This window comes from Fluviibacter sp., assembly GCF_057744235.1.
The window spans coordinates 52,274-62,693 of record NZ_JBIJFP010000010.1; the positions used below are offsets into that span (position 1 = coordinate 52,274).

Sequence of the window (10,420 nt, forward strand, 5' to 3'; positions counted from 1 at the left end):
GCGTTCAGTCATGAGCAAAAAATCCACACCGGACGCCGCTGGGAATAAAAAGCCCGCCGCTTATACCCCCATGATGATCCAGTATCTCGCGTTAAAAGCGACGGTACCGGATACCCTCTTGTTTTACCGGATGGGCGATTTCTACGAGCTGTTTTTTGACGATGCGGTCAAGGCCGCCCGTCTGCTTGATATTACGCTCACCAGCCGTGGCCAATCTAATGGTGAACCCATCCGCATGGCCGGCGTCCCGTTTCATGCAGCCGATCAGTATGTGGCCCGCCTGGTCAAAGCCGGCGAATCCGTCGCGATTTGCGAACAGATTGGTGACCCCGCCACCAGCAAAGGCCCTGTCGAACGGGCTGTCACGCGCATCGTCACCCCCGGTACCGTCTGCGATGCCTCGCTCATGGATGAGCGCCGTGAAAACCATCTCATGGCCATTTATCCGGCAGGCACCCGTCTGGGTGCCGCCTGGATCTCGCTGGCCGCCGGCCGACTGACGCTGGCAGAAGTCAGCCTTGAGCAACTCGGCACGCTGCTGGGTCGCATCGACCCCTCTGAAGTGCTCGTCCCGGAAAACCACACCCTATCGGATGTCCTCAGCCATCCCACGCGTCGGGCCGAATGGCTGTTTGATGCCGAGACTGGTAACCGCTCGTTGTGCCATGCCCTGAAGGTGGGTGCACTCAGCGCCTACGGCATCGATCCGAACGAAGATCAGCCGGCCCTGGCCGCATGCAGTGCACTGCTCGACTATATTCAGGCCACCCAGTTCCGCAAACCGGAAATGCTCGGCATCAGCACAATCCTTGTCGAGCGCCCCAACCAGTATCTGCGGATGGACGCCATCACTCGTCGCAATCTGGAGCTCACCGAGTCCCTCCGCCTGGCCAGCCAGCCAGGTGCCGAGAGCACCACGCTGTACAGCATTCTGGATCGCACCCGCACCGCTATGGGCTCGCGGGCACTACGCCACGCATTGCATCACCCGTCGGCTGACGATCATCTGCCAGCCAGTCGGCATCAGGTGATCGACAGTCTACTGGCTCGTCAAGATCTGCTCACCGAGCTGCGCGATCTGCTCAATGGCTTTTGTGACATCGAGCGCATCGCCGGGCGCATCGCCCTGCTCTCGGTCCGACCACGTGAACTGGCCGCATTGCGCGACACCTTAATCCAGTGGCCGGCGCTCGCCACACTGGTGCAGCAGCTGGCCGCCGCCAGCCTCAACGATGAAAGCCTGGTCTTGTCACAGCTGGCAGATCGCCTCGCCAACACAGTAACGCCGTTACAGGTGGGGCAGCTACTGACCAGCGCCATCCGCCCGGAACCCGGTAACCATATCCGTGACGGCGGCGTCATTGCCGACGGATTTGATAGCGAACTGGACGAACTAAGAAACATCCAGACCCATTGCGGCGATTTTCTACTGGCCCTGGAAACGCGTGAACGCGAGGCCACCGGCATTTCTACACTGAAGGTGGAATACAACCGGGTGCATGGCTTTTATATCGAAGTCTCGCAGGCGCAGTCGGCCAAAGTGCCCGAGCACTATCGTCGACGCCAGACGCTGAAAAACGCCGAGCGCTACATCACGCCGGAGCTCAAGACTTTTGAAGACAAGGCGCTCTCCGCCCAGGACCGATCCCTTGCCCGGGAAAAAATGCTGTTCGAAGCCCTGCTTCAGCAACTACAGCCTGACCTCATCGCCCTCAAATCACTGGCCATGGATATTGCCGAACTGGATTTGACGGCCAGCTTTGCTCACACAGCCCTTGACCGCAACTGGTGCCGACCGACGTTCAGCCCGATCCCGGAAATCGACATCAGCGAAGGTCGCCACCCCGTGGTGGAACAAGCTCTGAGTCGGGAAGGCAAACCCTTTGTCGATAACGACACCCGTCTGCACCCGGATCGCCAGTGTCTGCTCATCACCGGCCCGAACATGGGCGGTAAATCCACCTACATGCGCCAGACCGCACTCATCGTGCTGCTGGCCCGCATCGGATCGTACGTCCCCGCCACCTCAGCCCGCATTGGCCGCATCAACGCTATCTACACGCGTATCGGCGCCTCGGATGACCTGGCCTCTGGACGCTCCACCTTCATGGTCGAGATGACCGAAACCGCCGCCATCCTGAACCAGGCCGACGAACGCAGCCTGGTGCTGATGGATGAAATCGGTCGCGGTACCTCCACCTTTGATGGCCTGGCCTTGGCCTCCGCCGTACTCAAACAAGTGCTGCGCCATAACAAATCGCTAACCTTGTTCGCCACCCATTACTTTGAACTCACCCGTCTCAGCGAAAAATTCAAACAACTGGAAAACGTGCACTTAGATGCTGTGGAACATCACGACCGCATTGTCTTCATGCACCGGGTGCAGGCTGGCCCAGCCAATCAGAGCTACGGCATTGAAGTGGCCTCGCTGGCCGGCATTCCTTCGGCCGTAGTGCGCGATGCACGCCGCACTCTGCTCGAACTCGAATCCCAGTCCGTGCGTCATCAACCGGCCAGCGGTGAGCACCCGCAGAACGATTTCTTCGACATCCCGGATGCGCCAGCAGTGACTGAACCCGAGCCCGCAACCGAAGCGCATCCGCTACTGGCCGAACTGTCGGCCATGGACCCGGACAGCTTGACCCCGCGCCAGGCCCTTGATCTGCTCTATCAACTCAAAGCCCGCGCCAGAAGTTGAAACCCATGACGCAATCTGCCTCGATCTTCAATAAACGACTGGCCGCAGTTATCGCCAACGTGATTGCCGCCGGCTTGCTCATGGCAGCCCCGGCCTATAGCGCCAACCTGAGCTTTGCCCTCTTCGGTGATGTCTACATGACGCCGGAACACCAGGGCTACCTCAAAGGCATGCTGGCCGACATGGCGGACAAGAATGAAGCCCTGGCCATTTTTACCGGCGGTCTCAAGCCCACCGATCAGGGTTGCCAAGACAAGCATCTGTTGGCGGCCTTCCCCATCTTTGCACAGGCACCGCTACCCACCTTTTACGTGCCGGGTGATGCCGAATGGGCACTCTGCACCAAATTCACACCGGAAGATCGTCTGGCGCTACTGCGCAAAACGTATTACCAGAGCAACACCAGCCTGGGCGAGCCCAGCCTGCCTCTGAGTCGCCAGCCCGATTACCCTGAACTGATGCGCTGGGAACTGGACGGTGGCAAGGCCATCTTTGCCACGCTCAACGTCACCGGCAACAACAATCGCTGGGGCAACAAGGCCGATGCCAGCAGCGAATATCTGGATCGCAATGCCGCGAGCCTAATGTGGTTGCAGGACACCTTCCGCATCGCGGCCGACAAAGGCATAGGCATGCTGGTGATCGTGATGCATGGTGACCCGGAGTTCAACATTCCCGGTGAAACCGAAGCCCCCAAAGGCTATCGGCCACTGATTGATCAGCTGAGAATCGCGACTGAACAGTTCAAGGGCCAGGTCCTGCTGGTGCATGGCGGATCAGGCGTTCACCGCATTGATCACCCGCTGATTAACCCGCAGAACGATCTGCCCTATCAGAACTTCACCCGCGTCGAGACCTATGGCGCTCTACAACAGGGTTGGGTGGAGGTCAGTATCGCTAAAAATAAACAGGGCAGCGACGACCCGGTCACCCGCACGGAATTCCGTTTTGAATCTTTTCCGTGGCCGCCGCTCAACGACGACCCCACCGAAGACCCTGGCCAAAGTTAGTGGATAATGACCGGGCTGCTGTCGTCAGCCTCGTCATCGTCGGCAACCGACTCTTCTTCAATCTCTTCCGGCGTGGCCGGGCGCACATCACGCACCGTGCACGTGAACACCAGTGAAATGCCGGCCAACGGATGATTGCCATCCAGCACGACCTTGCCGTCGGCAATATCGGTCACACGGTAAATAACGATATCGTCTTCATCGGCGCCTTCCGGAGCGCCTTCAAACTGCATGCCCACCTTGGTTTCCTTAGGCAGACGGGAAGCGGGTTCGATCTGTACCATCTCCGGATCATAATCGCCATAGGCTTCATCCGGTTGCAACTTGACGGTGACCGAATCACCCACGTGCTTGCCTTCCAGCGTTTCTTCAATACGGTCGAAAATATCACCATAGCCACCGTGCAGGTAACGAATGGGGTTACGACCATCATCAACCACCTGGCCATCCGAATCGGTCACACTGTAATCCAGTGTCACTACCGTGTTGCGATGTACGAGTTCAGCAGTCATTGATTTTCCTTAGGAGGTGCAGGTGCGTCCGCAGCAGTTGCCGAAGGGGGCGCAGCCGGTTCGGTTTTGGCCACCGGTTCAGCCACACCAGCGGCAGGCACAGAAGCTGGTGCGGCAGTTTTTTTGCGCGCCGACAACTGATAGAAGACTTCGTCAGCCTTCACCATACCGAGTTCGAAACGGGAACGTTCTTCCACCGCTTCCAGGCCGGATTTCAGATTGCGTGTTTCCGCTTCCAGCCCCGCATTGCGCAGTTCCAGCTGACGGTTGACTTCACGCTGCTGACGCAGCTGACGGTCACTTTCCCATACCTTCAACCAGCCACCCTTACCCAGCCAAAGCGGGTACTGGAGCAGCACAACCAGGCCAAGCAGAATGCCAGTTGAAGGACGCATGGGGATGAACAGTGACTAAAAATTAACGCAGGTTGTAGAAGGCTTCGCGACCCGGATAGGTAGCAGTGTCGCCCAGATCTTCTTCAATACGCAGCAGCTGGTTGTACTTGGCGATGCGATCCGAACGCGACAGCGAACCGGTCTTGATCTGGCCGGCATTGAGGCCAACCGCGATATCGGCAATCGTCGAATCTTCCGTTTCACCCGAACGGTGCGAAATCACGGCGGTGTAACCGGCGCGCTTGGCCATTTCGATGGCCGCAAAGGTTTCACTCAGCGTACCGATCTGGTTGATCTTGATCAGGATCGAGTTGGCGATACCCTTCTGGATGCCTTCTTTCAGGATCTTGGTATTGGTCACGAACAGGTCGTCACCCACGATTTGGACTTTCTTGCCCAGACGTTCGGTCAGTAGCTTCCAGCCATCCCAGTCACCTTCGGCCATACCGTCTTCGATCGACACGATCGGGAACTTGTCGACCAGCGTCGCCAGATAATCGACAAACTGCGCCGAGGTCAGCTGCAGAGCTTCGCCCGACAGCTGGTACTTACCTTCTTTGTAGAACTCCGAAGCGGCGCAGTCCAGTGCCAGCAGCACATCCTTACCCGGCACATAACCGGCGTTCTGGATGGCTTGCATGATCACTTCCAGGGCTTCCGAATGGCTACCCAGGTTCGGCGCAAAACCACCTTCATCACCCACGGCGGTCGAGTGACCGTTCTTGTCCAGCAGCTTCTTCAGCGCGTGGAAAATCTCGGCACCGCAACGCAGGGCTTCCCGGAACGAATCCACGCCCACCGGAATAATCATGAATTCCTGGATATCCAGGCTGTTATTGGCATGCTCACCGCCGTTGATGATGTTCATCATCGGCACCGGTAGCGACATCTGACCCGCACCACCGAAGTAGCGATACAGGGGCAGACCGGCTTCTTCGGCAGCAGCCTTGGCCACGGCCATCGACACGGCCAGCAGCGCGTTGGCGCCCAGGCGGGCCTTGTTATCGGTACCGTCGAGGTCGATCAAGGTCTTGTCGATAAAGGCCTGTTCCTGAGCGTCCAGACCGATCAGTGCTTCGCTGATTTCGGTGTTGACGTTTTCAACAGCGCGCATCACACCCTTGCCCAGGTAACGACTACCGTCACCATCGCGCAGCTCAATCGCTTCGCGTGAACCGGTCGAAGCGCCTGATGGCACCGCGGCACGGCCCATTACGCCGGATTCCAGCAGCACATCGGCTTCAACAGTTGGGTTACCGCGCGAATCCAGGATCTCGCGGGCGATGATGTCAACAATGGCGCTCATGGTCAGGCCTTTCTTTGTAGATATTTAAATACGTAGTGGTTTAAACAGGACGTCAAAGTACTTCAGGAAAGATCAAACATCCGGGCGCTTTTGACCGCACGGTCCAGCGTCAGCAAATGTTCAAGCAATTGGGGCATCTGTGCCAGCGGCCAGGCATTCGGGCCGTCTGACATGGCTTTGGATGGGTCCGGGTGGGTTTCCATGAACAGGCCATGGATACCCGTGGCGACAGCGGCACGTGCCAGCACCGGCACAAATTCGCGCTGACCACCCGATGAGCTACCCTGCCCACCCGGTAACTGCACCGAGTGCGTGGCATCAAACACCACCGGGCAACCCGTGCGACGCATGATCGCCAGCGACCGCATATCCGACACCAGATTGTTATAACCGAACGAAGCGCCACGTTCACACACCATGATGGTGTCTTCGGTAATGCCTGCAGCCTTGGCGGCATCACGGGCTTTATCCACCACGTTCTGCATATCGCCCGGCGCCAGGAACTGGCCCTTCTTGATATTCACAGGCTTGCCACTCGTGGCACAGGCTTCGATAAAGTCCGTCTGGCGGCACAGAAAGGCCGGTGTTTGCAGCACATCACATACCGCCGCCACCGGGGCGATATCGTCAATACCGTGCACGTCGGTCAGTACCGGCACACCGATCTGCTCACGTACCTTGGCCAGAATTTCCAGGCCACCTTCACGGCCGGGGCCGCGGAAGGATTTGCCCGAGCTGCGGTTCGCCTTATCGAAGCTGGCTTTAAAAATGTACGGAATACCCAGGCCGCTCGTCATTTCCTTCATCGTGCCGGCGATATCCAGGCACATCTGCTCAGACTCGATCACGCATGGCCCGGCGATCAGGAAAAACGTCGAGGTATCGGTCACTTCAAAGCCGGCGAGCTTCATGCTTTAGTTTCTTTCACAATCGCCTGCTTACGAACACCGGTTGTGTCCTGGTGGGCCACAGCGGCATTCACGTAGGCGGTAAACAATGGGTGACCCTGGCGTGGGTTCGAGGTGAATTCCGGGTGGAACTGGCAACCCACAAACCACGGGTGTACCGACTTCGGCAGCTCGACCATTTCGCACAAGTCAGTCACCGGCGCACGACCTGCCACCACCAGACCGGCTTCTTCCAGTTTGCTGAGCAGCGTGTTGTTCACTTCATAACGATGACGGTGACGCTCGGTAATCTCGTCGGCGCCATAAATATCACGCGCCAGCGAGCCCGACTTCAGCAAGCACAGCTGGCCGCCCAGGCGCATGGTGCCGCCCAGATCAGAATCTTCACTACGCTGTTCCATCTTGCCCGAACGGTCTTTCCATTCGGTAATCAGGCCGATCACCGGGAACGGCGATGCCGGATCAAACTCGGTCGAATGCGCATCCTTCATGCCGGCCACATCACGGGCGTATTCCACCACGGCCAGCTGCATCCCCAGACAGATGCCCAGATACGGGACCTTGTTCTCACGGGCAAAACGAATGGCGGCAATCTTGCCTTCCGTACCGCGCTTACCAAAGCCGCCCGGTACCAGAATGGCGTCCATATCCTTCAGCGCATCGCACCCATGACGCTCTAGGTCTTCCGAATCCAGATAATGGATACGCACCTTGGCATGGGTCTGGATGCCAGCATGGACCAGCGCCTCGATCAGCGACTTGTACGACTCGGTCAGATCGACGTACTTGCCCACAAAGGCCACGTCGACAAAACGTTCCGGGTTGTCCAGCGAACGCACCAGCTTGTTCCAGACCGACAGATCAGCCGCCCGGGCCAGAATGGCCAGCTTGTGACAGACGATCTCGTCCAGCATCTGGTTGTGCAGCATTTCAGGAATCTTGTAGATCGATGGCGCATCCAGCGCTTCGATCACGGCTTCCGGTGCCACATTACAGAACAGCGCAATCTTGCGGCGCTCTTCAATGGGGATCTCGCGATCGGCACGGCACAGCAGCACATCGGGCTGGATACCGATTTCGCGCAGTTCTTTTACCGAGTGCTGGGTCGGCTTGGTTTTGAGCTCACCGGCCGTCGGAATCCACGGCAGCAGGGTCAGATGGATGTAACAGACATTGTTACGGCCTTCTTCAATACCCATCTGGCGAATAGCTTCCAGAAACGGCAGCGATTCGATATCACCGACCGTACCGCCTACTTCAACCAGCGCCACGTCAGCACCTTCGGCACCACGCTTAACGAGATGCTTGATCTCGTCGGTAATGTGCGGGATCACCTGGACGGTTTTGCCCAGATACTCGCCACGGCGTTCTTTCTTGATCACCGACTCGTAAACCTGACCCGTCGTAAAGTTATTACGCTTGTGCATACGGGCGCTGGTAAAGCGCTCGTAGTGGCCCAGATCCAGATCGGTTTCGGCCCCATCTTCCGTCACGAACACTTCGCCGTGCTGGAAAGGACTCATCGTCCCGGGGTCAACGTTGATGTAGGGATCGAGTTTTAAATGGGTGACTTTAAGCCCACGCGATTCGAGAATCGCACCCAGAGAGGCGGCCGCAATTCCCTTACCCAGGGAAGAGACAACACCACCCGTGACGAAGACATATTTGGTCATAGCAAAACGTGCAGCGGGAAAGCCCGATGATACCCGATGCCGGCCTCCTTCTCAAACGAAAACGACAAAAATTCTCAGCCACACCCTGAGGGTAAAAACAGCTTTTCCCGTATAATGAAAGGCTTTCAAGCCCTTTTTAAAGCCATGTCCATGAGCCACGCCATCAATCACCCCCTGCAACCCGTCATCGAAAACCTCTGGGAAAACCGTAACGACCTGTCGCCAACCGGTTCGCCTAAAGAAGCTGTAGAAGCCATCGATCAGGTTATTCATGAGCTGGACCGCGGCGCCCTGCGCGTTGCCGAAAAAATCAACGGTGAATGGGTCACCCACCAGTGGGTTAAAAAGGCCGTACTGCTGTCGTTCCGCACCAACGACAACCGCGTACAAGACAGTGGCGAACTGCGCTACTTCGACAAAGTCGACACCAAATTCCAGGGCTGGACTGAAGCCCAGTTCCGCGAAGGCGGCTTCCGCGTGGTACCACCAGCTACCGCCCGTCGTGGTTCGTACATCGCCAAGAACGTGGTGCTCATGCCTTCCTACGTGAACATCGGCGCTTTCGTTGACGAAGGCACCATGGTGGATACCTGGGCCACCGTTGGCTCGTGTGCCCAAATCGGTAAAAACGTTCACCTGTCGGGCGGCGTTGGCATCGGCGGCGTACTGGAACCACTGCAAGCCAACCCCACCATCATTGGCGACAACTGCTTTATCGGTGCCCGTTCGGAAGTGGTGGAAGGCGTGATCGTTGAAGACAACTGCGTGATCTCGATGGGCGTATACATCAGCCAGTCGACCAAGATCTATGATCGTGAAACCGGTGAAATCCATTACGGTCGCGTACCCGCCGGTTCGGTCGTGGTTGCCGGCAACCTGCCCTCGCCTGATGGCAAGTACAGCCTGTACTGCGCCGTGATCGTTAAGAAGGTTGATGCACAGACCCGTGCCAAGACCAGCCTCAACGACCTGCTGCGCGACTAATCGCAGTTAAGATGATGAGCGAACCCGTCCGTCAACTTACTGAAGCCCTCATTGCGCGGGCTTCTGTCACCCCGGAAGATGCCGGTTGCCTGGAACTGATCGCCGAACGCCTAAGCCCTCTGGGCTTTAGCTTCGAGCGCATCGACCGCAACGGCACCAGCAACCTCTGGGCACGACGTGGCACCACTGCACCGCTCATGGTGCTGGCCGGCCACACGGATGTGGTTCCCACCGGTGCTCTGGATGCGTGGACCACGCCCCCGTTCCAACCTTCGGAACGAGACGGCAAACTCTACGGCCGCGGCGCCGCCGACATGAAGAGCTCACTCGCAGCCTTTATTGTTGCCGTAGAACAATTCGTTACAGAGCACCCCAATCACCCCGGTTCCATCGCCTTCCTGCTGACGTCGGATGAAGAAGGCCCCGCCAACGACGGCACCACCATTGTGGTCGATGCTCTCAAGGCGCGTGGCGAAACCATCCAGTACGCCATCGTCGGTGAACCCACCTCGGTCAACCGCTGTGGCGACATGATCAAGAATGGTCGCCGTGGGTCGCTCTCCGGCAACCTCACCATCAAAGGTGTGCAAGGCCATGTGGCGTATCCGCATCTGGCCCGCAACCCCATTCACCAGTTTGCCCCGGCACTGGCCGAACTCTCGGCCACCGTGTGGGACAACGGTAACGAATACTTCCCGCCGACCACCTGGCAGATCTCCAACTTCAATGCCGGTACCGGTGCCACCAACGTTATTCCCGGCACGCTGAGCCTGAAATTCAACTTCCGCTTCTCCACCACCAGCACGACCGATGGCCTCAAGCAGCACGTTGAAGACCTGCTCAAGCGTCACGGTCTGGAATACAGCATTGAATGGACACTCGGCGCCAAGCCCTTCATTACCCCCGAAGGCCCACTGGCTGACGCAGCCCGTAA

At 58.0% G+C, this 10,420-nt stretch carries 9 protein-coding genes; 4 read left to right on the forward strand and 5 right to left on the reverse strand.

The window, feature by feature from the left end:
- The first annotated feature begins 10 nt into the window (after positions 1-10).
- On the forward strand, positions 11-2,698 hold the full coding sequence (gene mutS / locus AC3GOJ_RS06765) for a DNA mismatch repair protein MutS (protein ID WP_488236701.1): 2,688 nt from the start codon (positions 11-13) through the stop codon (positions 2,696-2,698).
- A gap of 5 nt (positions 2,699-2,703) precedes the next feature.
- Positions 2,704-3,708 (forward strand): hypothetical protein, encoded by a 1,005-nt coding sequence (locus AC3GOJ_RS06770; protein ID WP_488236702.1) that lies wholly within the window; start codon positions 2,704-2,706, stop codon positions 3,706-3,708.
- On the opposite strand, the gene AC3GOJ_RS06775 is transcribed toward AC3GOJ_RS06770, so the two are convergent.
- The 5 genes from AC3GOJ_RS06775 to pyrG form a co-directional block, all read right to left on the reverse strand.
- Positions 3,705-4,220, reverse strand: coding sequence for an FKBP-type peptidyl-prolyl cis-trans isomerase (locus tag AC3GOJ_RS06775; protein WP_488236703.1), 516 nt, complete (start codon positions 4,218-4,220; stop codon positions 3,705-3,707). The two genes, AC3GOJ_RS06770 and AC3GOJ_RS06775, sit on opposite strands and share 4 nt — an antisense overlap.
- Positions 4,217-4,615 carry a cell division protein FtsB gene (gene ftsB, locus AC3GOJ_RS06780; protein ID WP_488236704.1) on the reverse strand — a complete coding sequence of 133 codons (399 nt, stop codon included), beginning with the start codon at positions 4,613-4,615 and terminating at the stop codon, positions 4,217-4,219. Before ftsB ends, AC3GOJ_RS06775 begins: the two co-directional genes overlap by 4 nt.
- A gap of 22 nt (positions 4,616-4,637) precedes the next feature.
- Complete coding sequence (gene eno / locus AC3GOJ_RS06785) at positions 4,638-5,921, reverse strand: phosphopyruvate hydratase (RefSeq protein ID WP_488236705.1); 1,284 nt, start codon at positions 5,919-5,921, stop codon at positions 4,638-4,640.
- A gap of 62 nt (positions 5,922-5,983) precedes the next feature.
- Positions 5,984-6,832, reverse strand: coding sequence for a 3-deoxy-8-phosphooctulonate synthase (gene kdsA, locus AC3GOJ_RS06790; RefSeq protein WP_488236706.1), 849 nt, complete (start codon positions 6,830-6,832; stop codon positions 5,984-5,986).
- On the reverse strand, positions 6,829-8,502 hold the full coding sequence (gene pyrG, locus AC3GOJ_RS06795; RefSeq protein ID WP_488236707.1) for a CTP synthase: 1,674 nt from the start codon (positions 8,500-8,502) through the stop codon (positions 6,829-6,831). Before pyrG ends, kdsA begins: the two co-directional genes overlap by 4 nt.
- 150 nt (positions 8,503-8,652) lie before the next feature.
- Here pyrG and dapD point away from each other — a divergent pair, with 150 nt between their 5' ends.
- Positions 8,653-9,486: a 2,3,4,5-tetrahydropyridine-2,6-dicarboxylate N-succinyltransferase gene (gene dapD / locus AC3GOJ_RS06800; protein WP_488236708.1), complete on the forward strand. Its 834-nt coding sequence runs from the start codon at positions 8,653-8,655 to the stop codon at positions 9,484-9,486.
- 14 nt (positions 9,487-9,500) lie between these two features.
- The coding region (dapE, locus tag AC3GOJ_RS06805) for a succinyl-diaminopimelate desuccinylase (protein WP_488236709.1) at positions 9,501-10,420 on the forward strand (920 nt) is incomplete at its 3' end.